General features: G+C 66.2%; 16 protein-coding genes. 8 read left to right on the top strand and 8 right to left on the bottom strand.

All coding sequences use genetic code 11. The annotated features are described in order from the left end of the window. Positions 1–42: 42 nt before the first annotated feature. Positions 43–1314 carry a glycosyltransferase gene (locus tag U5A52_RS05960; RefSeq protein ID WP_321934254.1) on the bottom strand — a complete coding sequence of 424 codons (1272 nt, stop codon included), beginning with the start codon at positions 1312–1314 and terminating at the stop codon, positions 43–45. Positions 1315–1602: 288 nt separating this feature from the next. Between U5A52_RS05960 and U5A52_RS05955 the strand changes: the two genes are divergently transcribed. After that, positions 1603–2850 carry an oligosaccharide flippase family protein gene (locus U5A52_RS05955; protein ID WP_321913123.1) on the top strand — a complete coding sequence of 416 codons (1248 nt, stop codon included), beginning with the start codon at positions 1603–1605 and terminating at the stop codon, positions 2848–2850. Between the two features lie 32 nt (positions 2851–2882). Here the strand turns inward: U5A52_RS05955 and U5A52_RS05950 are convergent, their stop codons facing one another. Then, on the bottom strand, positions 2883–4049 hold the full coding sequence (locus U5A52_RS05950; protein ID WP_321934253.1) for a glycosyltransferase: 1167 nt from the start codon (positions 4047–4049) through the stop codon (positions 2883–2885). A gap of 433 nt (positions 4050–4482) precedes the next feature. Here U5A52_RS05950 and U5A52_RS05945 point away from each other — a divergent pair, with 433 nt between their 5' ends. Next, on the top strand, positions 4483–5436 hold the full coding sequence (locus U5A52_RS05945; RefSeq protein WP_321934252.1) for a glycosyltransferase family 2 protein: 954 nt from the start codon (positions 4483–4485) through the stop codon (positions 5434–5436). A gap of 57 nt (positions 5437–5493) precedes the next feature. Here the strand turns inward: U5A52_RS05945 and aroG are convergent, their stop codons facing one another. From aroG to U5A52_RS05925, 4 genes are all read right to left on the bottom strand, one after another. After that, on the bottom strand, positions 5494–6567 hold the full coding sequence (gene aroG / locus U5A52_RS05940) for a 3-deoxy-7-phosphoheptulonate synthase AroG (RefSeq protein ID WP_321913120.1): 1074 nt from the start codon (positions 6565–6567) through the stop codon (positions 5494–5496). Positions 6568–6995: 428 nt separating this feature from the next. Then, positions 6996–8462, bottom strand: coding sequence for a metalloprotease TldD (tldD, locus tag U5A52_RS05935; RefSeq protein WP_321934251.1), 1467 nt, complete (start codon positions 8460–8462; stop codon positions 6996–6998). A 121-nt stretch (positions 8463–8583) separates the two neighbouring features. After that, complete coding sequence (locus U5A52_RS05930; protein ID WP_321934250.1) at positions 8584–9411, bottom strand: carbon-nitrogen hydrolase family protein; 828 nt, start codon at positions 9409–9411, stop codon at positions 8584–8586. 99 nt (positions 9412–9510) lie between these two features. Continuing rightward, positions 9511–13992: a YhdP family protein gene (locus tag U5A52_RS05925; RefSeq protein WP_321934249.1), complete on the bottom strand. Its 4482-nt coding sequence runs from the start codon at positions 13990–13992 to the stop codon at positions 9511–9513. 341 nt (positions 13993–14333) lie between these two features. Here U5A52_RS05925 and glnE point away from each other — a divergent pair, with 341 nt between their 5' ends. Next, positions 14334–17153 carry a bifunctional [glutamate--ammonia ligase]-adenylyl-L-tyrosine phosphorylase/[glutamate--ammonia-ligase] adenylyltransferase gene (gene glnE, locus U5A52_RS05920; protein WP_321934248.1) on the top strand — a complete coding sequence of 940 codons (2820 nt, stop codon included), beginning with the start codon at positions 14334–14336 and terminating at the stop codon, positions 17151–17153. A 57-nt stretch (positions 17154–17210) separates the two neighbouring features. Here glnE and recN read toward each other — a convergent pair whose 3' ends face one another. Together recN and U5A52_RS05910 are read right to left on the bottom strand one after the other, a co-directional pair. Then, on the bottom strand, positions 17211–18890 hold the full coding sequence (gene recN / locus U5A52_RS05915) for a DNA repair protein RecN (protein ID WP_321934247.1): 1680 nt from the start codon (positions 18888–18890) through the stop codon (positions 17211–17213). A 117-nt stretch (positions 18891–19007) separates the two neighbouring features. Then, positions 19008–19919 carry an NAD kinase gene (locus U5A52_RS05910; protein WP_321913114.1) on the bottom strand — a complete coding sequence of 304 codons (912 nt, stop codon included), beginning with the start codon at positions 19917–19919 and terminating at the stop codon, positions 19008–19010. A 233-nt stretch (positions 19920–20152) separates the two neighbouring features. Between U5A52_RS05910 and hrcA the strand changes: the two genes are divergently transcribed. From hrcA to dnaK, 5 genes are all read left to right on the top strand, one after another. Further along, the gene (gene hrcA / locus U5A52_RS05905; protein WP_321913113.1) at positions 20153–21172 is read left to right on the top strand and encodes a heat-inducible transcriptional repressor HrcA; all 1020 of its coding nucleotides are present in this window, start codon (positions 20153–20155) and stop codon (positions 21170–21172) included. 233 nt (positions 21173–21405) lie between these two features. Continuing rightward, positions 21406–22473, top strand: coding sequence for a ferrochelatase (hemH, locus tag U5A52_RS05900; RefSeq protein ID WP_321913112.1), 1068 nt, complete (start codon positions 21406–21408; stop codon positions 22471–22473). A 37-nt stretch (positions 22474–22510) separates the two neighbouring features. Then, the gene (locus U5A52_RS05895) at positions 22511–22918 is read left to right on the top strand and encodes an RNA-binding S4 domain-containing protein (protein ID WP_321934246.1); all 408 of its coding nucleotides are present in this window, start codon (positions 22511–22513) and stop codon (positions 22916–22918) included. 551 nt (positions 22919–23469) lie between these two features. Then, positions 23470–24060 (top strand): nucleotide exchange factor GrpE, encoded by a 591-nt coding sequence (gene grpE, locus U5A52_RS05890; protein ID WP_321934245.1) that lies wholly within the window; start codon positions 23470–23472, stop codon positions 24058–24060. 240 nt (positions 24061–24300) lie between these two features. Then, the gene (dnaK, locus tag U5A52_RS05885) at positions 24301–26259 is read left to right on the top strand and encodes a molecular chaperone DnaK (RefSeq protein WP_321913109.1); all 1959 of its coding nucleotides are present in this window, start codon (positions 24301–24303) and stop codon (positions 26257–26259) included. Positions 26260–26420 lie beyond the last annotated feature (161 nt).

Below are 26420 nucleotides of genomic sequence, written 5' to 3'. Positions count from 1 at the left end.
ACTGATTCGGGATGCTGACTAGCTGCGGGCATTTGCCCAGGTTCATGCCATCGCGGCCTGCAGCGTGTGCTTGAACTGCGCGAGCGTGTTGCTCGACAGGAGGTGTTCGCCCGCCGGTTGCGCGGCGCCCGGGCCTGCGCGCCAGCGCTGCGCGAGCGCATCGAGCGCGTGGGCGATCGTGGCGGGCTCGAGGTCGTCGAGGAGCGGGCCGAGCGCGCCGTCGCGGCAATACCAGCCAATCAGGCCATCCGCGCTGGCCACCACGGGCTTGCCGAAGCGGTATGCCTGCACGAGCACGCCGCTCATGCCGTAGTGCTGCTTGTAGCCCAACCACACGGCGTCGCAGGCGCAGAAGAGTTCGCGTTCCATCTCATCGGAGATGAACTGGTTGAAGATCACCGGCGCGTTCGCGAGCCGCGGTGCGTGTGCGTCGATGAACGCGCGCGTTTCGTCATCCTGCTGGCCGGCGATCACGAGGCGCGGCGCGTCGGGTTTGAGCTCGAGCGCGAGCATCAGTTCGCGAATGCCTTTGCGTTCGCCAATCGCGCCGTACACGAGCAGATAGCGCGTATGCGCATCGAGCTTCAGTTGTGTGCGCGCAAGCAGCGGGTCCATGCGCTCGATTTCGGGAAACGGGTCGGCCAGATAGCTGAGCGGCGCGGCGCCCTGGGGCTTCGTGGCCGCGAACCAGTCGGGCAGCGTCGGGTCGATCGTGAAGAGTTCGCGCAGCCCGCGCGAGCACATGGCGCGGCGAAACAGCACCGACTTGGCCATGTCGACGAAGCGCCGGCGCGGCGTGCGCAAGCCGATGCCCGCGTGATGAAACGTCATGCCCATGACGATGGCGATCCACGGGGTGTTGCCGAATGGCGAGTCGAACCCCGCGAGCGTGTAGAAGAAGTAGTCGGCATAGGGCGCCACGACGAGCCGCACGTGCGTCGTTTTGCTGATCTGGCGGAAGGCGCGCGCATAGAAGTTGCGAAAGCGCATATACACGCTCACGGCGAAATGCGGGCCGGGCGGAACGGTGTGCAGGTCGAGCAGCACGAGGCGCAGATCGGGCCGCGCTTCGCGCGCGATGCGCTGCGCGAGCGGATGGTCCGCGTACTCCGTGTCGGTGACGACGAGGCAGCGGTGTCCGGCTTCCACGCACGCCTGCGCGATCCACTCGACGTAGCGCCAGCGGTGGCCCGTGAAGTTCGGCTCGATGATGGCGATCCAGTCGCCGCTCGCCGTTGCGCGCACGCCGGCTGGCTCGGTCACTTCGGCGTCCGGGGTGTTGGGGTCGGCATTGCGGTATCTGGCGATCGACACGTTTTCCATGCGGCAGGCCCGATGAGCATTATTACGAACAAAATAGCAGTGGTGCGCAAGCGGTATGCGCCAGATTGCAGGGCAGGGTGGCTGAAAATGCCTGGGCATATGCCGATTGATTGAGTGGGCGTGCCCCGTCCGAATCCGCCTGGTTGATGGCGCGTCGTGGCAACTGCGGCGCGGTAAGGTCCAGAACGGGTCACGAAAACGCGTTCTCAAACATGCCTGAAGGGAACTCGGAAAAAGGGCAAAAGCCCCGACTCAGGGATCGAAAACAGGAGAGGTATTTTGCGCGTCATGCGGCTGCCAGCAATACCGATCAAGGCCGGCTTCGGACCCGGCGCGGCGACCTGGGTGCTGTTGCAGCAGGTCGTCGTGCGCGGCCTCGTGGCCGTCAAGTTCCTCGTGATTGGGCGCATTCTCGGGCCGTCCGCAATCGGTCTCGCGAGCGTCGCGCTGCTCGCGGTCGCGATTGCCGAAGCGCTGTCCGACACCGGGCTCGCGCAAGCCGTGATCCAGGGCCAGTCGCCGCCCACGCGCCAGGAGGCCGGCGCCGTCTGGACCACGCTCGCCACGCGCGGCCTGCTGATCGGTGTGCTGCTCGTCGCGAGCGCGCCGCTTATGGACGCGCAGTTTCACCTGGGCGGCGCCATCGGGCTCGTGCAGCTTGCCGCGCTGCTGCCGCTCTTGCGCGGACTCGCCTCGCCCGCGTATTTCATCACGCAGCGCGAGCGTCACTTCCAGCACATCGCGGCGATCGAAATCTCGTCGGCGGTGCTCGACTGCGGCTTCGGTATTGCGCTCGCACTCGCGGGTACGGGGCCGTATTCGCTGCTGCTCGGCATGATGATCGGCGAGGCCTTCAAGAGCGTCGTGACATGGATCGCGCTCTCGCCGCGTCCGCCGATCCGGCTGCGCTGGTCGGGCATCGGCCACTACGTGGGATTTAGCCGCTGGATCTGGGCGAGCAGCGTGATCATCCTCATCACCAACCAGTTCGACAAGGTCGTGGTGGGCAAGCTGCTCGGACCGACACAACTGGGCGCCTGGCAGATGTCCTCGAAGCTCGCGCAGATGCTGCTCGCCGACGCCGCGCTTGCCCTCTCGCAGTATCTGTTTCCCACGTTCGCCGCGCATCATCGCGGCGGGCCGCAATCGGCCGCGCGCCTGTTCCGGTTGTATCTCGTCGCGGCCGTGGCGGGGCTCGCGTGCGTGGTGATCGTGCTGCGCTTCGCGGCCGAGCCGCTCTTCTCGCTCGTGCTCGGCGCCGCGTGGCTGTCGGCCGTGCCGCTCTTTCGCATCTTCGTCATCAACATGGCGATCAGTGCGCTGAACTCGGTGCTCGCTTCCTATCTGCGCGCCGTGGGCGACGCGCGCGCCGTTACGGTTGCGTCGCTGCTGCAGGTCGTGGCGCTCATCGTGTCCGTGCCGCCTTCGCTGCATATGTGGGGCGTGACGGGCGTGGCATGGTCGATGACCTTCGGGCTGGCCTCGTGCGCAGCATGGATGCTGTTGCGCGTTTCGCGGCAGAAATAAGCGGGAATTCAGGCGAGGATTCAGGCAACGTCTCAGGCGCGCAGTGCCGCTTCGACGATCTCGGCAAGCTGATGGCCAAGCGTTGGCGAGTTGAGCTGGCAGTACACCGCATGCGCGGCGGCGGCCGCCGCGCGCATGTCGTCGGGCGGCATGGACCAGATGCGCCGCAGCGTGGCGGCAAGCGCTTCTGTGCCGCCTTCGCGCCCGAAGAAAAATCCCGTACGGCCGTCCTCGACATAGCCCGGCTCCGGGCCCATATGCAGCGGCAGCCGGTCGTGCACGATGGGCGGCAGGCTCAACGCGAACATGTGCACGACGCTCAAGCCCGCCGAGCCCGGATAGCAGCCCACGCGGCAGCGCCGGCTGATGGTCGCGATCGCGTCGTCGTCGAACACCGCGCCATACCAGACCACATAGCGGCGATCGCTGTACTTGCGCTTCAGGCGCTCGCCGTGTTCGCCGTCGCCGATCACGTGCAGCGTGATGTCGCTGCCTTCGCCGTGGAGCTGGCCGACCACCTCGATGAGCGGTTCGATCTCCGAACCTTCGCGCAGCCTGCCAATGAAGAGGACGCCGCTCTCTGCGCCCGTTTTGGTGGCGGGCTCCACGCCGCACGAGACCGTGAGCGCGTTGTTCGCGACGACGAGTTTCGCGGGCGGGCAGCCGATGCCAATGAGCGAGCGCCGCGAAGCCTCGGTATAGCAAACGTAACGTACGGCGAGCGCGACCGCGAGGCGGTAGCAGACCGTGCGCATGATTCCCGCGGACTCGTGCCGATAGAGCCCCTGGCCGTGAATCAACACGGGCACGCGCATCAGGCGCCCGGCGATCAGCGCGAGCCACAGCGAGAGATACCGAACGTCTGCGAAGATCAGCACGGCGTCGGGACGTTCGAAAACGATACGGCTCAGCACGCGGCTTTGCATGCGGATACGCCGCGAAGGCAGGCCCGCAATACTCGCGATATGCGTTTCGACGAATTCGTCGCAGGCGGGTTTCTCGCGCGAAAAGCCATTGGCTTCCACGCCCTCGGAGCACGCGAATACCTTGACGGAGAAAAGACGATTGAGCGACTCGATGACTTCAATGCGATAGCGCGCGATCAACGGCTGCACGTAGAAGACCACTGGGCGTTTGCGCCGCGCGCCGGATTCGGTTTCGCAAGCCGTTGTGTCCGGAGCGAGGATCTCGTGTTCCACTGGCTGGCTCCGACGTGTCGACGCAGTCATGTTGAGAGGATCTTTCCGGGGGATGGGTCAGTCGGTCATATTTGCGCAAATCTCTTTTAGCAGTTGTAGGCGAGTCTTATCAAAAGAGGAATCCGAAAATTGCTATTGAACGAATTTCACCTGCGAGGCTGCGCTATGGGCGATGCGTAATCGATAAAAGCACAAGGAAAGTGCAATCAATGCGAAATTAATTAACGAAAGGAAAAGCGGTAAAAGCGATGCAAATGCACGAGCGGCGGACAACGCTCACACAGCGAGCGCATGCATGCTCGTTCACAAACAGGTGGAATCAGTCGTTGAATAGATCGTTTCGGACAACTTGAATCCGGCCCGACTGGCAGCGCGGGGGCCTCGTGCTAACCTCGATTCGAGTCGAAACGACCACCGGAATGCGGAGAAACCGATGCCAGCGCTCGCAGCCGATGATCTCGCGTCTTCCCCGGCCCAGAACGTCACGAAGGACGCGAAGGCCGCGAAGGCGCGCATGCGCGTCGCGGTGGTGATCGCGACCAAGGGGCGGCCAACCGCTACCGCATGGGCCGTGCGTCTGCTCGCGCGGCAAACGGTGCGCCCGGATCAGATCATCCTCTCGGCGAGCAGCGCAGACGACATCGGACCTTACGATGCTAACGGTTTGCGCGTGAACGAAATCGTCGGCACAGCGGGTTCGAGCGTGCAGCGCAATCGCGCGCTCGATGCACTCGCACCGGACATCGACGTCGTGATCTTCCTCGACGACGACTTCGCGCCCGAGCGGCACTGGATCGAGCTGTGTATCGCGCTGTTCGAAAGCGACGCGAATCTCGTGGGTTTTTCGGGGCGCACCCTGCGCGACGGCGCGAACACGCAGCCCATCGCGTGGGAAGAAGCCGTCGAGCTCGTGGACGGTGCGCAAGCCGAGACGATGCGGCGTCCGCCGCTGCGGCCCTGCGTGGAACTGTATGGTTGCAACATGGCGTGCCGCGCGCAGGCTATCGCCGATTTGCGCTTCGACGAGCGTCTCGTGCTGTACGGCTGGCTGGAAGATAAAGACTTCTCGCGGCGCCTCGCGCGCCGTGGCGGGATCGTGTACTGCGACTATCTGCTGGGCGTCCACCTCGGGCTGCGAGGCGGCCGCGTGTCGGGCCGGCGCTTCGGCTATTCGCAGGTGGTCAACGCCATGTACCTGTGCAACAAGGGCGTGATGTCGCGCAAGGAGGCGACCAGCAACATCCTGCGCGCGCTGAGCATGAACTGCGTGAAGTCGGTGCGCCCGGAGGCGCATCTCGACCGGCGCGGCAGGCTCATCGGCAACGTGATCGGGATTGCCGATCTGTGCATCGGCGCAGTGCGGCCCGAGCGCGCAGCGCGGTTGTGAACTCACGCGCAGCGCGGCTTTGAGCGTCCGCACCGCGCGCTTCACACGCTATCGCGCTCAGTTGCCCGAGCCGCGCGCGATGCGGCGCTGCTTGACCGCTTGCGCGAGCCCTTCGAGCACGCCCACGCTTTCGTCCCAGCCAATGCACGCATCGGTGATGCTCTGGCCATAGGTCAGCTCGCAACCTTCCTTGAGGTCCTGGCGGCCTGCCACGAGGTGCGACTCCACCATCACACCGACGATGCGCTCGTCGCCCGACGCCACCTGGCGGCCAATATCGGCGCACACGGGAATCTGGTTCTCATGCTTCTTCGAGCTGTTGGCGTGGCTCGCATCGATCATGAGGCGCGCCGCGAGACCGGCCTTGCCGATGTCGCTGCAGGCGGCGTTCACGCTCTCCGCGTCGTAGTTCGGCGTCTTGCCGCCGCGCAGAATCACATGGCAGTCCTCATTGCCTGCGGTCGAGACGATCGCCGAGTGGCCGCCCTTCGTGACCGAGAGGAAATGGTGCGGCTGCGAAGCGGCCTTGATCGCGTCCACGGCGATCTTCACGTTGCCGTCCGTGCCGTTCTTGAAGCCCACCGGGCACGACAGCCCCGAAGCCAGCTCGCGGTGCACCTGCGATTCCGTTGTGCGCGCACCGATCGCGCCCCACGAGATCAGGTCGGCGATGTACTGCGGGCTGATCATGTCGAGGTATTCGGTGCCGGCGGGCAGGCCCAGTTCGTTGATCGAGACGAGCAGCTCGCGCGCGGTGCGCAGACCGTCGTTGATCTTGAAGCTGTTGTCGAGGAACGGGTCGTTGATGAGGCCCTTCCAGCCCACCGTCGTGCGCGGCTTCTCGAAGTACACGCGCATCACGATTTCGAGCTCGTTGGAAAAGCGCTTGCGTTGCTCGACGAGCTTCTTCGCGTAGTCGACCGCGGCCTTGGTGTCGTGAATCGAGCACGGCCCGATGATGACGATCAGGCGGTCGTCCATGCCGTGCAGGATGCGGTGCATGGCGCGGCGCGATTCGAAGATCAGCGTGGAGGCGGCTTCCGAGCACGGGAATTCGCGGATCAGGTGAGCGGGCGGCGTGAGTTCCTTGAGTTCGCGAATGCGGACATCGTCGGTGTTGTGCGGGGGCATGTCGTTTTCTCCTGATCCTGTGCGTAGCGTGCGTCGCGTGGACGGTGCTTCAAAAAATCGGTTAGATGAAGTTAAGGCTCTGGGCTAAGGGCGAAAAAAAACCGCCAGGCTTGGCTGGCGGTTTCTCGTGTGTTCGGGGTCCTGCGCGTACTATCAACCCTCTCGATCCGCCAGCGGTCTGAGATACCAAAAGAAGTAAAAGTAAAACTTCGTGGCGAACATGGCGGTGGGTGTCTGAACGTTCGTGACTTCGGTTCGTTACGTCGAAAAGGTTGATTGCCTTTATAACCCGCGCTTCTCGTGGCTGGCAAGCGGGGTGCGGTAAAAAAGCGGACTATCTGCGAAAAAAATGGCTCATGCGCAGGAAATCCGCACGGCGATGCGGAAATTCCGCATCGCCGTGCATGGAGTGCGCGTGGACGACGGCCTTAAACCGTGCCGCCGACCGTCATGCGGTCGATACGCAGCGTCGGCTGGCCCACGCCCACCGGCACGCTCTGACCCTCCTTGCCGCACACGCCCACGCCCGAGTCCAGACGCATGTCGTTGCCGATCATGCTCACGTACTTGAGCGATTCCGGGCCGCTGCCAATGAGCGTTGCGCCCTTCACGGGGTAGGTGATCTTGCCGTTCTCGATCATGTAGGCCTCGGAGGCCGAGAACACGAACTTGCCGTTCGTGATGTCGACCTGGCCGCCGCCGAAGTTCACGGCATAAAGGCCGTTCTTCACCGAGCCGATGATTTCCTGCGGGTCCTTGTCGCCGTTGAGCATGTACGTGTTGGTCATGCGCGGCATCGGCAGCGCCGCGTACGACTCGCGGCGCGCATTGCCCGTGACGGGCATCTTCATGAGGCGCGCATTCAGCGAGTCCTGAATGTAGCCCTTGAGAATGCCGTCTTCGATCAGCGTCGTGCACTGCGTGGGGTTGCCTTCGTCGTCGATGTTCAGCGAGCCGCGGCGGTTGGGCAGCGTGCCGTCGTCCACCACGGTCACGCCCTTGGCGGCCACGCGCTCGCCAATCCGCCCCGCGAACGCCGACGAGCCCTTGCGGTTGAAGTCGCCTTCGAGACCGTGGCCGATCGCCTCGTGCAGCAGCACGCCGGGCCAGCCCGGGCCGAGCACGACGGTCATCGCGCCAGCCGGCGCCGGGCGCGCTTCGAGGTTCACGAGCGCCGCGTGCACGGCGTCGTCCACGTACTTCGACAGAATGTCGTCGGTGAAATAGGCGTAGTCGTAGCGGCCGCCGCCGCCGCCGTTGCCGATCTCGCGGCGGCCGTTCTGCTCGGCGATCACCGTGACCGAAACGCGCACGAGCGGGCGGATGTCGGCGGCGAGCGCGCCGTCGCTGCGCGCAACGAGCACCACGTCGTACTCGCCCGCGAGCGCGGCCATGACCTGGGTGATGCGCGGGTCGCGCCCACGCGCCATCTCTTCGATGCGCTCGAGCAGCTTCACCTTTTCGGTGGCGCCGAGCGAGGAGAGCGGGTCGGACGGCAGATACAGATCGCGGCCCGCGATGCCGGTGAGCGACTTCGCCACCTGGATCTTCTGTTTGCCGCCGCCTGCCTTGGCGATCGAGCGCGTGGCAATGGCCGCCTGGCGGATCGCTTCGGGCGAGAGGTCGTCGGAGTAGGCGAAAGCGGTGCGCTCGCCGGACACGGCGCGCACGCCGACGCCCTGGTCGATGCTGAAGCTGCCCGACTTGACGATGCCTTCCTCGAGGCTCCATGCCTCGCTGCGCGTGGTCTGGAAGTAGAGGTCGGCGTAGTCGATGCGGTGCGTGAAGATCTCGCCGAGCGTGCGCGTGAGCACTGCCTCGTCGAGGCCGTAGGGCGTGAGGAGCAGGTCCTTCGCGGTCGCCAGATTGCGGATGCCGGGTTCGATGATGTTCATGCGCTCTTTGGGATCAATCGATGAGTCTGTCAAAGGAGATTCGGGCGCGGTGCTGCGAAATCAAGCGCCTGAATGGGGAATTCGTGTGCAATGCGCGTGGGGTTCATTCGCGTGGTGCGCGTCACGCGCAGTCGAGCACGCGGTGCCGCCATGCGGGCAGGCTCGCCCGCACGCTGGCGATGCGTTCGAGGTCGATGTCGCCGGCCACCACCCCCGCGCCTTCGTCGCGCACCGCGACGATCTCGCCCCACGGGTCGATCAGCACGCTGTGGCCCCAGGTGCGCCGGCCGTTCTCGTGCTTGCCGCCTTGCGCCGCGGCGAGCACGTAGCACTGGTTCTCGATCGCACGGGCGCGCAGCAGGATTTCCCAGTGCGCGCGGCCGGTGGTGTAAGTGAACGCAGAAGGCACGACCATCAGTGCGCAGTCGCCCATGCGCCGGTACAGCTCGGGAAAGCGCAGATCGTAGCAGACCGAAAGGCCGACACGGCCGAACGGCGCCTCGAACGTGCGCACCTCGGCGCCGGGCCGGATCGTGCGCGCTTCGTCGAATGATTCGGCGCCTTTTTCGAAGTTGAAGAGGTGGATCTTGTCGTAGCGCGCACGTTCCTCGCCGCTCGGGTCGAACACGAGCGTGGTGTTGAGCACACGCGTGTCTTCGGGCGCTTTCAGCGGCAAGGTGCCGCCGATCACCCACACGCCATGGCGCTTCGCCGCATCGGCGAGAAAGCGCTGAATGGGCCCGTCGCCGTGCGGCTCGCGGATGGCGAGCTTGTCGCTGTCCTTGTGACCCATGAAGCAAAAATATTCGGGCAGCAACACGAGGCGCGCGCCTGCGGCGGCGGCCTCGGCGATCAGCTTGTCGGCTTCGGCGAGATTGCGCTCACGATCGGGCGTGCTGACCATCTGCAGCGCGGCGACGCGAAACGGGTCGAGAGGGGGAGCGCTCATCGGCAAGTCTTGAATGGGTTCGGGGTGCATGGGGCGCATGCTGCGCGCCCGCGGCGCGGCCCAGCCGTGCGCAACTCGGTGCGCGATTCGGTGCGCAATTCAGTGCACGGTGGCCGGCGTCTGCGCGTCCATCTTACCCTGATCGCCATGCAGCCGCTCGACGTGCGGTTTGGCCCACGGGCCCGTGATCGCGAAGTCCATCGCGAACGCGTGCTCGAGCGTATGCGAGAGCACGACGTCGCCGATCAGCGCGCCGAGGCCGAAGAGCGGATTGATGATGGTCGCCGCGACCACGCCCGCGCCCGCGCTGACCGTCGGCACCACGTGTACGCGCAGGTCCTGGGTTTCGTGCGCCAGGTCCACGCTGCCCATCATCGTCGCGCGCCCGGGGGCGGTCACGAGCTTGAAGTCGTTGGTGCTGCCAATGCCGTTATGGATTTGCGCGGTGGCCGTCGCGCTCGTGAACGGCAAGCCTTCGCCGATGATGTCGCGGAAGTCCATTGTCGCGAAGCGCGCGAGGCTTTGCAGGCTCAGCACGCCGAGCAGTCTCGCCACGCCCGGATCGACCTTGAGGATCTGGCCGTGGTGCAGGTCGAGCGTGAGGTTGCCGTTGAGCGACGGGAAGTCGATTTTCGTGGGGCCGCCTTGCCACTCCAGGTTGCCCGAGAGCGTGCCCGAGCCGCTCTTGAGCACGTGCGGCCTGCCGGCGCGTACGAGCAGCGCGCCGGCGTCCTTGATGTCGAGATGGAAGTCGAGCGCGGTGCGGCGCGGCGTTTGCATGCCGGCGGCGGCCGAGTCGTCGCCGGCGGCCGTGTCGCCCACCGCGCGCCAGTTTTCCGTGGCGGTGAGGTGCGCATCCGGGTTGCTGATGTCGAGCTGGTCGAGCTGCCAGACAGGCACGCCGTTGTCGTCGAAGTTGTGCGCGTTCACCTGCAGGCGGCCGAGATCGCGCTCGCGCACGATGAGCTGGTTCACGACGAGGTCGATCGACGGCATGTTCTGCGCCGGCTGCGACATCGCCTGGCCGAGCAGGTCGTTTTCGGTGGCGGCGGGCACGGTGAGCCGCGCGAGCCGCGCTTCGAGCGTGCCGGGCGCGCCCGGCACGGCGCCCGGCTTCCACGAGACGTGGCCGGAGACCTGGTTGGAGGCGACGTTCGCCTGCCATTCGTTGCCGCGCTCGCCGGTGCGCGACGCGCCGAGCACGACGTTCTCCCAGTGGCGCTTGAGCAGCGTGAGCGTGCCGACGTGGACGGCGAAGCGCGACGGCAGGAACTGGCCGACCGCGCTGCTGGGGGCGAGCGGGGACGAGGCGGCGGTGGGTGCGGCCGCCGCTGCCGCGGTGGCCGATGCCGGGTTTTGCGGCGCGGCAGCGGGGTTGACCGCCGCCGCTTCGGCGCCTGCGGAAGCGGCTGAGGCTGCGGAGGCAGCCTCAGCGGCCGCGTTTTGAGCTTGCCGTTCTGCCGCCCGCTCAGCCGCGGTTCGCGGCGGAGGCACCGGCGTGGCCGCTGCGCGCGCAGGCGTCGAGCCCTGGGCTTGTGCTGCCGCCGTGCCGCGCATCTGCTGCACCACGGCGCGCCAGGCGTCGGCGTCGAAGGTGGGCAGATCGACGGCGGCGGTCACGCCTTCCGAGGGCAGATCGGCCGGCCGGTTCATACCGATCGCACCGCGCACCACTTCGGGCATGCGGCCCGGATGGCGGCGCATCACGTAACGCGCGGCAAGCGGCCCGAGCGTGAGCTCTGCATGTTCGAACGCGGCGTCGTCGGCCTTGGCGTCGGCGCTGCTGGCGGACTCCGCGCTCGTGCCCGTGCCCGGCTGCAGTTCGAAGTCCAGCGGCATCGGCGTGCCGGCCGCCTTGCCGAACGGCGCGGGGAGGTCGAGCGCGAGGCCGGTGAGATCGGCGTTGGCCTTCACGTCGGGCAGGCGTCCGCGCTGCCCGGCCACAGAAAGCGAGTAGGGCGCCGCGCCCGAAAGGCGTCCGACTGCCGCCGCCGCCATGCCGTGCAGGTTCAGGCCACGCGCGGCATCGACCGCCACGTCGCCCGCCACGTTCACTGCATAGTGCCCGTCGTCGCGCATTGCGCCGCTCGCGCGCAGGTCGCCGCCGAGAAAGCGCGCCGTGAGCCGGTCGACATTGGCGGTGTGAGTCGTGAAGCGCACCCGGCCGGTGAGGTTCGAGACCGGCGGCACGTTCTTCGCCGTGAGCGTGTTGTTCTCGAAGCCGATGGCGCCCGCGACCAGCACCTTCGGCATTGGATGGCGCGGGATCGTGAGCTTGAGCGCGAGCGTGGACTGCCCTTGCGCTTGCACCTTCGCGGTGGCGTGCTTCGCCATGTAGCCGATCGAGCTGTTGTCCGCGTAGTCGAGCAGGTCCGCGAGCGGGCCGCGCCCGCTGCCCTCGATCACGATATCCGAGCCCTTGATGCCCAGCTCCTCGATGCGCCCGCTCACGTTGCGCAGCACGAAATTGCGATAGTGGCCGCGATCGACGTCGAAGCGCAGCTTGTTCTCATGCAGGTTGAACACGCCGTTGATGCCGTCGAATGCCGGCCAGACGTTCGGCGCGCCGTTGCGCATCTTGCGCGGCGGGAACGGCGACGGGTCGAAGCGCCCGCCCGTGAACGGCGCGACGATGCGGAACTGGCCCGCGTCGGGGTCGCGCGAATAGGGGAATTTGGTGAGGTCGCCGTGGATCTCGATCGTGCCGCCCTTCGACATGCCCGCCTGCAGCCCGTGGCCGAGATAGATGCGCGTCTTCTCGCTGATGGCGGTCGGCAGGTAACGCGGGATCGCCTTGACCTTGGCCTCGTCGAAGTGCGCGACGAGGTCGAGCGAACCGCGCCCCTTGCCGGGATTCGTGTAGTGCGCGGTCATTTTCGCGCGTGCGTCGGCGTTCTCCACGCCGAGGTTCGCAACGTCGACGGTGAACGACTTCAGCCGGTTGCCGGGCTCGCGCTCGGCGGCCACAGTCCATTTAGCCGCGCCGTAGAGCCGGTCGAACGTGAGGCGCGGATTGTCGAACACGCCGGGCAGCGTGATGGCCACCTGGTTCGTGTCGAGGTCGATGGTGCCGTGCGACTCGTCGGCGTCGATGTGCCCCCAGAGGTTCTCGACCCCCGGCAGGCCCGCGCGCGGGTGGCCGCGCGGCGTGAGGCCCGGCCCCGGCTCCTGCGCGTTCACGCTGATGCCTTGCAGGTCGCCCTTGAAGCGATAGTGCGTGACCGGCTCGACGCTCGTGGAGCGTTGCTCGGCGGCCGCTTCGCCCGACTCGGGTTTCGCGCGCTCGAGGGAGAGGTCGTAGTTCGCCACCAGCCCGCGCGGGTCAAAGCGCACGAGCGCGCCCTGCACGCGCCCGGGCAGCGGCAGCGCGCGCATGAACTCGGCGAGGATGCCGAGATCGATGCGGTCGCCGTGCACGCTCATCAGCTGGCCGTGCTGGAGCGTTTGCTGGCGAAAGCGCGCGTCGAGCGTGGTGAGCGCGAGCGAGCGCGTGAGCGGCGTGCCGTCGTCGAGGGGCGGCTGGCCGAGTTCGGCGTGGAAGTCGCGCAGCTTGAGCGCGTAGTCGCCGGGCTCAATCCCGATGCTCCACTGAAAACTCGCGACCGGCAGGTCGAGCAGCGGCTGCGTGGGCCGCGTGCGCAGCGAAACATTCGTGCCTTCGAGCGCGCCGCTCGCTTCGAGAATGCGCCCGTTCGAGAAGTGCGCCCAGATCGCGTTGTCGATGCGCCCGCCGTAGGTGGCGATCGGGATGTTGATGTAGCGCGAGAGCGTGGGCAAATCGACGGGGCCGGTCGAGAGATAGGTGTCGCCGGTCCAGCTGATCGGCTTGCCGGCCTGCGCGTTGCGCGCGTGCCTGAAGTGCGCGCGGAAGTCGAGCGGGCCGTGCAGCACGGTGCCCTCGGCCGGCGCCTGGAGCGCGACGCGGTGATCGTAGCCGTCGTTGAGAATCGCAAGGCGAATGTGCGAGAGCGCGAGGTCGGGCACGTCGCGCGTGGCGTCGTGCCAGCGCAGTGTGCCGCCGCGCAGCACGATGGCCTCCTGGCGCATGAGCCAGGTCGTGAAGGTGGCGTTGCCCGTGTGTGCGGTGGGCACCGGCACGCCCGCCACGGTGAGGGTGCCGTCGTCTTCGCGCGCGATGTGCACATCGGGCTGCTCGACCACGATGCTCGAGAGCAGCGGTTCGAACAGCACGACCGAGCGCCATGACACCGAGGCCGTGGCATGCGGCACGTCGAGCGCGACGTTGCCGTGGCGGTCGCGAATCGTCAGATCGCTGATGTCGATGCCGGGCTGGAAGCCCGACCAATGCGGCGCGAGCTTGCCGATGCGGAATTCGGCGTGAATCTTCGAGGAGACGAGCTGCTCGATACGCGGACGGAAGTTGTCCACGTACGGCAGCACGACGTAGCGCAGCCCGAGCAGCAGGACCGAGACGATGAAATACAGGACGAGCGCGATGATCGCCAGCACGCGCAGCGTGTGGCGCAGGACCGGGTGATGATGGTGCGGGCCCCCGGGCTCCGTAGCCTGGCTGGCATGTCCAGATTGGGGTAGGCCGGCGTGATCGTTTCGCTCGGACATGCTGCGGCGGGTGGGGTATGGTAGCGTTGCGTTCTAACGACGAAATGTATCACAGAGGGCCGTCAAAACGCCCATCCGGGGAACCCGGGATGGCCGTGCGGCGCGTGATACGCATGATTTTTTTGCACTGCAGCGGCGACTATGCCGGACGCATTGGCGAGTCGAGGCGCAACAGCCGGCGGTCGGTGCGTGCCGTGCGTGTAGTGCGTGCGTCATGTGGCGGGGCGAACCCTCGCGGTCGAACCATCGATATCGGCATCGTCGCATCGGCACCGTCATCAACCCAGGCGCGCGCGGCGAAACAACAGCGGACAGCGGGCCTTCCCGGCAAGCAGCACTTCATGACTGACATCCCTCTTCTGAGTTCCAGCTATTCCCGTTATGCAGCGCGAGCTTGCGCCGCGCGTCCCGAACTGGCGGCACAGGTCGAGGCGCTGGCCGCCGCGCCGATCTCGCGCGAGCGCATCGTCGCGCGGCTCGACGCGCTGAGCGGCCAACTGCTTGCTGCAGCAAACGCTGCGCCCGGCACGCCGCTCAACGACGAGCAGTTGAAGAAAGTCCTGCGCCAGCTGCGCGTGGAAGTGATCTGCGCCGTGATGGAGCGCGATCTCGGCGGCGTGGCCGACGTCGCCGAAGTGACCGGCAGCATGACCGATCTCGCCGAAGTCACGATCCAGCGCGCACTCGCCTGCGTGAGCGCCGATCTCGAGACGCTCTTCGGCGAGCCGCGCGGCCCGAACGGCGAGCGCCTCACGCTCGGCGTGGTGGGCATGGGCAAGCTGGGCGGTCGCGAGCTGAACGTCTCGTCGGACATCGACCTGATCTTCGTGTACGAGGACGACGGCGAAACCACGGGCGGCCAGCGCTCGCCCATCGCCACGCAGGACTTCTTCACGCGCGTGGGCAAGCGCCTGATCGCCGCGCTGAGCGACGTGACGGCCGACGGCTTCGTGTTTCGCGTCGACATGCGCCTGCGCCCGAACGGCGACTCCGGGCCGCTCGTGTGCAGCCTCGGCATGCTTGAAGAATACTTCTATGTGCAGGGCCGCGAGTGGGAGCGCTATGCGTGGATCAAAGGCCGGCTCGTTTCCGAAGACGAGAGCGACAGCGCGCTGCGTCTCGCGCGCCAGCTCGATTCGCTCGTGAAGCCGTTTGTTTACCGGCGCTATCTGGACTTCGGCGTGATCAGCGCTATCCGCTCGCTGCACGTGCAGATCCGCCAGGAAGCGCAGCGGCGCGCCATGATGCGCCCCGACAAGGCCGACGACATCAAGCTCGGGCGCGGCGGGATTCGCGAGATCGAATTCAGCGCCCAGGTGTTCCAGCTCATTCGCGGCGGCCAGGATGCGGGCTTTCGCGTGCGTCCGACGCTCGCCGTGCTCGGCTACGCCGCCGCGCGCGGACTGATCGCGCCCGAGGTGTGCGGCGAGCTCACGCGCGCCTACAACTTTCTGCGCGAACTGGAGCATCGCCTGCAGTACCGCGACGATGCGCAAACGCACGCCATGCCCGTTGACGCCGAGGAGCGCGCCGCGCTCGCGAAATCGATGGGCTTCGCCGACTACGCCGCGCTGATGACGACGCTCGACGGCCACCGCGACAAGGTCGAGCGCCAGTTCGTGCAGATCTTCTCCGACAAGGTCGGCGGCGAGGGCGGCTGCCGCGCCTCTGAAGACGGCGCAGCGGCGTGGGTGTGGAGCGGCGCGCTCGCGGAAGAGGGCGCCGACGACTCGTTGCTCGAGCGCCTCATGGAGCTCGGTGTCGACAACCCGGCGCCATTGCTTGCGCGTCTGCGAGGGCTTTGGCAGTCGTCGCGTTACGCCGGGCTCCCCGAAAAGAGCCGCGAGCGCTTCGACAGCGTCGCGCAGCGCGCGCTCGAATCCGCGCCTACGCTGGAGCCGCGCGAGCGGCGCGCCGACACGCTCGCGCGCATGTTCGACCTGCTCGAAGCCGTGATCCGGCGCGGCGCGTATCTCGCGCTGCTCTGCGAATATCCGGACGCGCTCGACCGCGTGCTCAAGGTGCTGGGCGGCTCGCGCTGGGCGGCGGGCTACCTGATCCGCCACCCGCAACTGCTCGACGAACTGCTCGACGACGAGGCGATGGCCACGCCCTTCGACTGGCCCGAGTTCTCGCGCCTGTTGCGCGCGCGTCTGGCCGCCGCCGCCGACGTCGAGCAACAGATGGATCTGCTGCGCCACGCGCACCAGGCCGAAGTGTTCCGCATCCTGCTCAACGACCTGGCGGGACGGCTGTCGGTTGAGCACGTGAGTGACCGGCTCTCCGAGCTTGCCGACGCCGTGCTCGACGTGACCATCGAGACCGTGTGGAAGCAGTTCGCGAAGCGCCACCGCGAGGTGCCGCGCTTCGCGGCGATCGCCTACGGCAAGCTTGGCGGCAAGGAGCTAGGCTACGCGTCGGACCTCGACATCATCTTCCTGTACGAAGACGACGACGAGCACGCCTCGGAAATCTACGCGACCTTCGCGCGCCGCCTCATCACGTGGCTCACTACGGCCACCGGTGCGGGCACGCTGTTCGATGTCGACTTGCGCTTGCGGCCGAACGGCGAGTCGGGGCTGCTCGTGACCGATCTCGACGCGTTCCGCCGCTACCAGTTGCGCGAAGGCGACGCCGCGAACACGGCTTGGGTCTGGGAGCACCAGGCGCTCACGCGTGCACGCTTCTCGGCCGGGGACGCCGCGATCGGCAACGCGTTCGAGGCGATCCGCGTGCAGGTGCTGACCACGCCGCGCGATGCCGCGCCGCTCGCGAAGGAAATCGTCGAAATGCGCCAGCGCGTGGAAGACGGCCACCCGAACCGCACCGAACTCTTCGACCTGAAGCACGACCGCGGCGGCATGGTGGACATCGAGTTTCTCGTGCAGTACTGGGTGCTGCTGCACGCGGCGCAGGACCCGGAGCTGATCCGCAACACGGGCAATATCGCGCTGCTGCGCGAGGTGTCGCGCTTCGGGCTGATGAGCGAGGAGGAAGCCGAGACGATAGGCTCGGCGTACCGGCTTTATCGCAAGCTGCAGCACCAGTTGCGCCTCGACGGCATGGAGAAGGCGCGTGTGAATCCGGCGCGTGTGGAGCGCGAGCGCGAGGCGGTGCTGGCGTTGTGGAAGCGGGTGTTCGGGGAGCGCGGGGAGGCTTAGGGCGAGTGCGCTACGCGCCAATGGCCGGTGCGGCTGGCGCGTGAGGCACAGCCTTCTTCAAGCTGCCAACATCTCTTTCGCATGCCGCCTGGTGGTCGCGGTAATCTCCAGCCCGCCCAGCATGCGCGCGACTTCTTCCACGCGGCCGCCCTTGTCGAGCGGCGTGACGGCTGAGACTGTGCCGCCGTTGCCGTCGCCGGACTTCGCCACCTGGAAGTGGTGATCGCCGCGCGCCGCGACCTGCGGCAAGTGCGTGACGCACAGCACCTGGCGCGCGCGCCCGAGCTGGTGCAGCAAACGCCCGACCACTTCGGCCACGCCGCCGCCAATGCCCGTATCGACTTCGTCGAAGATCAGTGTGGGCGTGGGGCTCGCCGCGCTCGCGATCACGGCGAGCGCGAGGCTGATGCGCGCGAGTTCGCCGCCTGAGGCGATCTTCGCGAGCGGGCGCAGCGGCACGCCGGCATGGCCCGCCACGCGGAATTCGATCTGCTCCAGACCGTGCGCGCCGCCGATCGGCTCGCCAGTCGAACTGTTGCCAAGCGCCACGAGCGCGACTTCGAAGCTGCCGCCCGCCATCGACAGTTCCTGCATGCCCTGCGTGACCGCCGCGCCGAGCGCCTTCGCCGCCTTGGCGCGCGCCTTCGAAAGCTGGCGTGCCTGTACGAGATACGCTTCCTGCGCCTTCTGCTCGGCGGCGCGCAGGCCGTCGAGATCGGCCGCGGCGTCGAGCGCCGCTAGCTGCTGGCGGCGTGCCGCGTGTTCCTCGGGCAGCGTTTCTGCCGGGAGGCGGAACTTGCGCGCCGTCGAATGCAGCGCGTCGAGGCGCCGTTCAACCTGCGCGAGATGTTGCGGATCGAGATCGAGACGCTGCGCGTAGTGCGAGAGCGAGTACGCCGCTTCCTGGATCTGGATCGCGGCCGGTTCGAGCGCTGCGAGCGCGTCGTTGAGTTCGGCGTCGACCTCGGCGAGACTTCGCAGCTTCGAGACGATCGAGTTCAGCTGCGAGAGCATCGCCTCGTCGGATTCGGACAGCGCCACGAGCGCGCCTTGCACGCCTTCGATCAGGTTGGCCGAGTTCGAAAGCCGCACGTGTTCCGCGTTCACTTCTTCCCATTCGCCCGGCTGCGGCGCGAGCTTGTCGAGTTCGGCGAGCTGCCACGCAAGGCGCTCGCGCTCGAGCTGCAATTCGCGGTCGCGCGACATGGCGCTTTGCAGCGCGAGACGTGCATCGCGTGCGTCGCGCCACGCACTCGTGACGGTTGCGGCGAGATCCGTGAGGCCTGCGTGCGTGTCGAACAGTTCGCGCTGTGCGTCGGGGCGCATGAGCAGCTGGTGCGCATGCTGGCCGTGGATGTCCACGAGCATTTCGCCCAGTTCGCGCAACTGCGCGAGCGTCGCGGGCGTCCCGTTGATGAAGGCGCGCGAGCGCCCGCCGCTATCCACCACGCGGCGCATCATGACGGTCTGCTCGCCGTCCCCGTTCGCGAGTGCTTGCTCGTCGAGCCAAAGCGCTGCGTGCGGCGGCACATCGAACTCGGCGGTGATGTCGGCGCGGCTCTCGCCCGTGCGCACGACGCTCGCGTCGGCGCGCGTGCCGAGCGTGAGCGCGAGGGCGTCGATCAGGATCGACTTGCCCGCGCCCGTCTCGCCGGAAAACACGGTGAAGCCGCTGTCGAATTCGAGGTCGAGCGCCGCGACGATCACGAAGTCGCGAATCGAAAGATGGCGAAGCATGGCGTCTGGTTCTGCTTGTTTTGGTTGGCTTGGGTTACCGTGGGACTGCTGGCGGCGTGGCAACTGCATGGCAACTGCGTGGCAACGACCACGCGCGCTTCACGCGAAGACGCGGGTTTAGTCCTCCGGATCGCCCTGCAGCGAGGGGTGCTCGTTCCAGTGCAGTTTCTTGCGCAGCGTGCGGAAGTAGCTATAGCCGACCGGGTGCAGGAAGGGCACCGTGTGGCGCGAGCGGCGCACCTCGATCACGTCGTTCAGTTCGAGTGCCGTGAACGATTGCATGTCGAAGTTCACGTTGACGTCGCGCCCCGCCACGATCTGGATGCTCACCTTGGAGTCGTCGGGCAGCACGATCGGGCGGTTCGAGAGCGCGTGCGGCGCGATCGGCACGAGCACGATGCCTTGCAGCTGCGGATGCAGGATCGGCCCCTGCGACGAGAGCGCGTAAGCGGTCGAGCCGGTGGGCGTCGCGACGATCAAACCGTCCGAGCGCTGGTTGTACATGAAGCGGCCATCCACGTTCACGCGCAGCTCGGCCATGCCGGAAAAGCCGCTGCGGTTCACGACCACGTCGTTGAAGGCTAGCGCGTGGTAGATCGGGTCGCCGTCGCGCGTGATGCGCGACTCCAGCAGCGAACGCTCCTCGCGCTCGAACGAGCCCGCGAGCAGTTGCGGCACGACTTCCTGCATCTCGGAGAACGCGATGTCGGTAATGAAGCCCAGCCGCCCATGGTTGATGCCGATGAGCGGCGTGCGGTACGGCGCGAGCTGGCGGCCGATGCCGAGCATCGTGCCGTCGCCGCCGAGCACGACAGCCACGTCCGCGCGCGCCCCGATCTCGGCGGGTTGCAGCGCGGGATAGCCTTGCGTGCCGATTTCCTCTGCGGTCTGCGCTTCGAACACGACCTCGAAGCCGCGCTTCGAAATGGTCTGGGCGAGCGCCATCAGCGGCTCGGCGATGCCTGGCGTATTGCTGCGCCCAACGAGCGCAACAGTCTTGAACTGGCTCTGGATCTTCTGGATCTGCATGCCGGCATTACACCATAGTCACGTCGCGAAAAGAACCTGGCGCAGACCGGGACAGGCCCGCCGGGCCTTGCGCGCCGCGCCTTCCAGCCCGCCGCCGGTGACACGGCGATGACAAGGCGCGAGCTATCGCGCGAAGTACCGGGGCGCCGCACCCCGAGCCGAAGGTACGCCCGCCAGGCCCGGTCTGGCGGCGCACTCGCGGCCAACCCGCCGTTAGGCTAAAATTTTGAGTCATGCTAGATCCTCGCGCACAAACCCTCCTCAAAACGCTGATCGAGCGCTACATCGCCGAAGGTCAGCCGGTCGGCTCGCGCACGCTGTCGCGCTATTCCGGCCTGGAATTGAGCCCGGCGACGATCCGCAACGTCATGTCTGACCTCGAGGAGCTGGGTCTCGTGTCCAGCCCGCATACGTCGGCGGGGCGTGTGCCCACGCCGCGCGGGTATCGCCTGTTCGTCGACACCATGCTCACCGTCGAGCCCGGCTCCGACGACGACGCGGTGACGCGCGCGGTGAAGACCACGCTACGCCCCGGCGAGCCGCAGAAGGTGGTGGCGGCCGCCGCCAGCGTGCTCTCGAACCTCTCGCAGTTCGCGGGCGTGGTGCTGACGCCCCGGCGCAGCCACGTGTTCAAGCAGATCGAGTTCATGCGCCTGTCCGACAAGCGCATCCTGCTGATCATCGTGACGCCCGAAGGCGATGTGCAGAACCGCATCATGGCGACGCAGCGCGACTTCTCGCCTTCCGAGCTCGTCGAAGCTTCGAATTACATCAACGCGCACTTCGCTGGCCTGTCGTTCGACGAGGTGCGCCGCCGCCTGCGCGAGGAAATCGACGCGCTGCGCGGCGACATGACCTCGCTCATGCACGCGGCCGTGACCGCGAGCACCGAAGAGCCCGAAAGCGGTGACACCTTGCTCATTTCCGGCGAACGCAACCTGCTCGAAGTGGCCGATCTTTCGTCGGACATGGCGCGCCTGCGCAAGCTCTTCGACGTGTTCGACCAGAAAACCAGCCTCCTGCAGCTGCTCGACGTCTCGAGCCACGCGCAGGGCGTGCAGATTTTCATTGGCGGCGAGTCCCAACTCGTGCCGATCGAGGAAATGAGCGTGGTGACGGCGCCCTACGAGGTGAACGGCAAGATCGTCGGTACGCTCGGCGTGATCGGGCCGACGCGCATGGCGTACAACCGGGTGATTCCGATCGTCGATATCACCGCGCGCCTGCTCTCGCTCACGCTCAGCCAGAACTGAGCGCCGCCACCGGCCCGCTGCATCGGCTATCAGGCACACCTGTCTTTCCGAAGATCATCCCCGAAACGCTTGCCGCGCGCCATCGGCCGAATGGCCAATGCCAGGCAAACTCAGGCAACCCCTGACAACGCACGGCGACCGGCGCGGGCCGGTTTGGGCCGCCAGGACCGCCCGCTATAATGATTGTTTCGTGTAACCGTTGCTGCGCACTCGCGCGGCGCCACTGATCGCCTATGCGTTTCGACCTGGAGCGGCCTTCGCAGTCCGCCGCGGCGCATCGCGTCGCCGTGCTGCTCATCAACCTGGGTACGCCGGACGCGCCCACGCCGCGCGCCGTGCGCCGCTATCTCGCGCAGTTTCTGTCCGATCCGCGCGTGGTCGAGATTCCGGCCCCGATCTGGCAGGTCATCCTGCGCGCGTTGATCCTGCCGTTTCGCGGCCGTTCGTCGGCGAAGAAGTACGCGGCGGTCTGGACGCCCGAGGGCTCGCCGCTGCGCGTGCACACGCAAAAGCAGACCGAGGGCCTGCGCCATCTGCTGCAGATCAACGACTACACGGTCCTCGTCGATTACGCGATGCGCTACGGCACGCCCGACATCCCGGCGATGCTGAACCAGCTCAAGCTGGCGGGCGCGGAACGCATCCTGCTCGTGCCGATGTATCCGCAGTATTCGGCGTCGACCACGGCCACGGCGTTCGACGCGGCCTTCGTCGCGCTGCGCCGCATGCGCAACCAGCCGGAAGTTCGCACGGTGCGTGGCTACCACGACCATCCGGCGTATATCGCGGCGCTCGCGGCCCAGGTGCATCAGTACTGGCATGCGCACGGCAAGCCCAATTTCGCGGCGGGCGACCGCCTCGTGCTGAGCTTTCACGGCGTGCCGAGCCGCACGCTCGATCTGGGCGACCCGTACCACGACCAGTGCCAGCAAACGGCCGCGCTACTCATGCACGCGCTGGAGCTGACGCCGATCGAATGCCGGGTGACCTTCCAGTCGCGCTTCGGGCGTGCGCAGTGGCTGCAGCCGTACACGGCGCCCACGCTGCGGGAACTGGGCGCCGGCGGCGTGCGCCGCGCCGACGTGTTCTGCCCCGGTTTCACGGCGGATTGCCTTGAAACCATCGAGGAAATCGGCATGGAAGTGCGCGACGAATTCCTGCACGGCGGCGGCAAGGAATTCCATCGCATCCCGTGCCTGAACGCTTCGCACGCGTGGATCGCGGCGCTGGGCGAAATTGTTGCGCAACACCTGCAGGGCTGGCCGGTGCAGGCCGCGGCGCCGGCCGGTGCGGTGGCGTGACCCTGCAGATTGAGCGGCGCATTGCGGAAAGCCTCTGATGAACTACAAGATTTCGACTGAACCTGGCGCGCGGCTGCGCATCGACAAATGGCTATGGGCGGCGCGCTTCTTCAAGACGCGCTCGCTCGCCTCGGACGCCGTAGGCAAGGGGCACGTGCGCATTGGCGGCGACGCCGTGAAGGCATCGAAGGACGTGCGCGTGGGCGACCTCGTCGAAATCGAGATCGATCACGTGGTGTGGGAAGTGCAGGTGCTGGGAATTTGCGAGGTGCGCGGCCCGGCCAGCATCGCGCAAACGCTTTACGCGGAAACCGAGGCCGGGCGCGAGAGGCGCGCGGCGGAGCAGGAGCGGCGCCGGCTCTTTCGCGAACCGGCTGCCGTGTTGCAAGGCAGGCCGACCAAGCGCGACCGCCGTACTATCGACAAATTTTCGCGTGAGGGTTGAACAGCGCTTCCATCGTAGCGTGCACGCCCCCGTATTCCGTCGTGTTTTCGTTCACGGCGCCCGACATGCAGATGGTCGTAGTTCCGGCGATGAGTACCAGCGCGACCACCGATATGGCAAAGGTCAGTTTCACGGTACTCCCCTTGGGATCGCGGCAAAACGGCCAGTTTCGGGGCCCGGTTAGCGTTTTTATGTGCAGCGAAGCCGCTAAACAAATTTGCTGACCGCAGGCCCATTCGGTGCGGTGCCAGGCTCAGGGTAAACGCGCCGTGAGCAGCACCTGTTCCTGAGTGTAGGTCAGGGATGTCCCGTACTCAATTTCATTTTTGCGGCGGTGCAGTAATGATTGTTACAGGCAGTTTCGCGGCTTTGATCTCTGTATAAAAAAGCCGCGGGAGCCTCTTGAAACAAGCGATCCGGCACCCATGTGCTGTCGCAATGTACAAAGCCAATGTCGCGCCGGCGCAACGGTCGCCGGTGTAGCAGGGAGGGCCGCGAAACGGCGCCCGACGCTTTGTTCCCTTTTTCACTATTCAACGACGTTCAGCGACATGGAAAACACGCAAGAGAACCCGACGAGCCAGAACCCCACGCCCGCGGACGAGGCGTCGCAAGCAGCAGCCCAGCCGCAAGCGGCTGAGGCGGCCGAGCAGGCAGCCCAAGGCGGCGTGGACCAGAACGCCGCGGCCCTTGCCGAGGCCGCGCTGGCCGAAGCGCAGGCTAAGGTCGCCGAATTGCAGGACGCGTTCGTGCGGGCCAAGGCCGAGACGGAGAACGTCCGCCGCCGCGCGCAGGAAGACGTCGCCAAGGCGCACAAGTTCGCCATCGAAAACTTCGCCGAACATCTGCTGCCGGTCATGGACAGCCTCGAAGCCGCGCTCGCTCATAACTCGGACGACCTCGCCAAGGTCAACGAAGGCGTCGAGCTCACGCTCAAGCAGCTGACCGGCGCGCTCGAGAAGGGCCGTGTCCTCGCCATCAACCCCGTTGGCGAGAAGTTCGACCCGCACCGTCACCAGGCCATCTCGATGGTGCCGTCCGAGCAAGAAGCGAACACGGTGGTCAGCGTGCTGCAAAAGGGCTATGTGATCGCCGACCGCGTGCTGCGTCCGGCGCTCGTGACCGTTTCGGCACCGAAGTAAGGGAAACGTAATAAATGCGACGGCCTGAAGGCAGCAAAAGGGCCCCGCAATTGAAAAAAATGATGGAACGCATAGCCCAAACCTCTTGAAATCGCCGTAACGGCACTTATTTGGGCAGCAGTTCCGTATTGAAGTGGACGCCAGCCGCGCACAAGGGAAAACGCGGCTCGAGCATGCAGTTACCTGCGCAGCGCGAAAGCGGCGTCCGCACAGCGATCAAAATCTGGAGATTTGAGAAAAATGGGCAAAATCATCGGTATCGACCTCGGCACCACCAACTCGTGCGTGGCGCTGATGGAAGGCAATCAGGTCAAGGTGATCGAGAACTCGGAAGGCGCTCGTACGACGCCGTCGATCATCGCCTACATGGACGACAACGAAGTGCTGGTCGGCGCGCCGGCCAAGCGCCAGTCGGTCACCAACCCGCGCAACACGCTGTATGCAGTCAAGCGCCTGATCGGCCGCCGCTTCGAAGAGAAGGAAGTGCAGAAGGACATCGGCCTGATGCCCTACAAGATCGTCAAGCACGACAACGGCGACGCATGGGTCGAAGCGCATGGCTCGAAGCTCGCGCCGTCGCAGGTTTCGGCTGAAGTGCTGCGCAAGATGAAGAAGACCGCTGAAGACTACCTCGGCGAGCCGGTCACCGAAGCCGTGATCACGGTTCCCGCGTACTTCAACGACAGCCAGCGTCAGGCAACCAAGGACGCCGGCCGTATCGCCGGTCTGGAAGTCAAGCGCATCATCAACGAACCGACGGCAGCCGCGCTCGCGTTCGGTCTGGACAAGGCCGAAAAGGGCGACCGCAAGATCGCCGTGTTCGACCTCGGCGGCGGCACGTTCGACATCTCGATCATCGAAATCGCGGACGTTGACGGCGAAATGCAGTTCGAAGTGCTCTCGACCAACGGCGACACGTTCCTCGGCGGCGAAGACTTCGACCAGCGCATCATCGATTACATCATCGGCGAGTTCAAGAAAGAGCAGGGCGTCGACCTCTCGAAGGACGTGCTCGCGCTGCAACGCCTGAAGGAAGCTGCGGAAAAGGCCAAGATCGAACTGTCGTCGGGCCAGCAGACCGAAATCAACCTGCCGTACATCACGGCGGACGCCTCGGGTCCGAAGCACTTGAACCTGAAGATCACGCGCGCCAAGCTGGAAGCGCTGGTCGAAGACCTGATCGAGCGCACCATCGAGCCGTGCCGCGTCGCGATCAAGGACGCAGGCGTGAAGGTCGGCGACATCGACGACGTGATTCTCGTCGGCGGCCAGACGCGTATGCCGAAGGTGCAGGAAAAGGTGAAGGAGTTCTTCGGCAAGGACCCGCGCCGTGACGTGAACCCGGACGAAGCCGTGGCCGTTGGCGCCGCGATTCAAGGCCAGGTTCTGTCGGGCGACCGCAAGGACGTGCTGCTTCTCGACGTCACCCCGCTTTCGCTCGGTATCGAGACGCTCGGCGGCGTGATGACGAAGATGATCAACAAGAACACCACGATCCCGACCAAGCACGCTCAGGTGTACTCGACGGCGGACGACAGCCAGTCGGCCGTGACGATCAAGGTGTTCCAGGGCGAACGCGAAATGGCGGCGGGCAACAAGCTGCTGGGCGAGTTCAACCTCGAAGGCATTCCGCCCGCACCGCGCGGCGTGCCGCAGATCGAAGTGAGCTTTGACATCGACGCGAACGGCATTCTGCACGTGGGCGCGAAGGACAAGGCGACCGGCAAGGAAAACCGTATCACCATCAAGGCGAACTCGGGTCTGTCGGAAGCCGAAATCGAAAAGATGGTGAAGGACGCCGAAGCGAACGCGGAAGAGGATCACCGTCTGCGTGAGCTGGCCGACGCGCGCAACCAGGGCGACGCACTGGTGCACAGCACGAAGAAGGCCGTGGCCGAGTACGGCGACAAGATCGACGCCTCCGAAAAGGAAAAGATCGAAGCCGCACTGAAGGACCTCGAAGAAACGCTGAAGAGCTCGTCGGCCGACAAGGCGACGATCGAGGCGAAGGTCGAGGCGCTGTCCACCGCTTCGCAAAAGCTCGGTGAAAAGATGTACGCCGACATGCAGGCTCAGCAAGCCGGCGCGGCCGGTGCAGCGGGTGCGGGTGCAGCAGGGGCCGGTGCAGCCGAACAAGGCGCGCAGAACAACGCCGACGACGTGGTCGACGCCGAGTTCAAGGAAGTCAAGAAGGACTAAGCCGGTTCGTGGCGGCCATGACCGTTCTGCCTGATCAGCGAACGGTCGTGGTGCTACGAAAGCGGCCGCATCGGTTACGATGCGTGTCAGCATTGCAGCGCCTGGCGAGCCATCCGGCTCTCCGGGCACATTTGTTTTATGGAGGCCGTTCTCTTTCAGGG

The organism is Paraburkholderia sp. J8-2 (assembly GCF_905220195.1).
Classification (GTDB): Bacteria; Pseudomonadota; Gammaproteobacteria; order Burkholderiales; family Burkholderiaceae; genus Paraburkholderia.
Note: the sequence above shows the minus strand (reverse complement) of the source record. Positions and strands in the feature narration are given on the sequence as shown.

What these genes read in the sequence shown, in the direction of transcription:
- U5A52_RS05945 (WP_321934252.1), top strand. Translation starts at nt 4,483, where the DNA reads ATGCCAGCGCTCGCAGCCGATGATCTCGCGTCTTCCCCGGCCCAGAAC.
- aroG (WP_321913120.1), bottom strand. Translation starts at nt 6,567, where the DNA reads ATGCCCCCGCACAACACCGACGATGTCCGCATTCGCGAACTCAAGGAA.
- tldD (WP_321934251.1), bottom strand. Translation starts at nt 8,462, where the DNA reads ATGAACATCATCGAACCCGGCATCCGCAATCTGGCGACCGCGAAGGAC.
- U5A52_RS05930 (WP_321934250.1), bottom strand. Translation starts at nt 9,411, where the DNA reads ATGAGCGCTCCCCCTCTCGACCCGTTTCGCGTCGCCGCGCTGCAGATG.
- U5A52_RS05925 (WP_321934249.1), bottom strand. Translation starts at nt 13,992, where the DNA reads ATGTCCGAGCGAAACGATCACGCCGGCCTACCCCAATCTGGACATGCC.
- glnE (WP_321934248.1), top strand. Translation starts at nt 14,334, where the DNA reads ATGACTGACATCCCTCTTCTGAGTTCCAGCTATTCCCGTTATGCAGCG.
- recN (WP_321934247.1), bottom strand. Translation starts at nt 18,890, where the DNA reads ATGCTTCGCCATCTTTCGATTCGCGACTTCGTGATCGTCGCGGCGCTC.
- U5A52_RS05910 (WP_321913114.1), bottom strand. Translation starts at nt 19,919, where the DNA reads ATGCAGATCCAGAAGATCCAGAGCCAGTTCAAGACTGTTGCGCTCGTT.
- hrcA (WP_321913113.1), top strand. Translation starts at nt 20,153, where the DNA reads ATGCTAGATCCTCGCGCACAAACCCTCCTCAAAACGCTGATCGAGCGC.
- hemH (WP_321913112.1), top strand. Translation starts at nt 21,406, where the DNA reads ATGCGTTTCGACCTGGAGCGGCCTTCGCAGTCCGCCGCGGCGCATCGC.
- U5A52_RS05895 (WP_321934246.1), top strand. Translation starts at nt 22,511, where the DNA reads ATGAACTACAAGATTTCGACTGAACCTGGCGCGCGGCTGCGCATCGAC.
- grpE (WP_321934245.1), top strand. Translation starts at nt 23,470, where the DNA reads ATGGAAAACACGCAAGAGAACCCGACGAGCCAGAACCCCACGCCCGCG.
- dnaK (WP_321913109.1), top strand. Translation starts at nt 24,301, where the DNA reads ATGGGCAAAATCATCGGTATCGACCTCGGCACCACCAACTCGTGCGTG.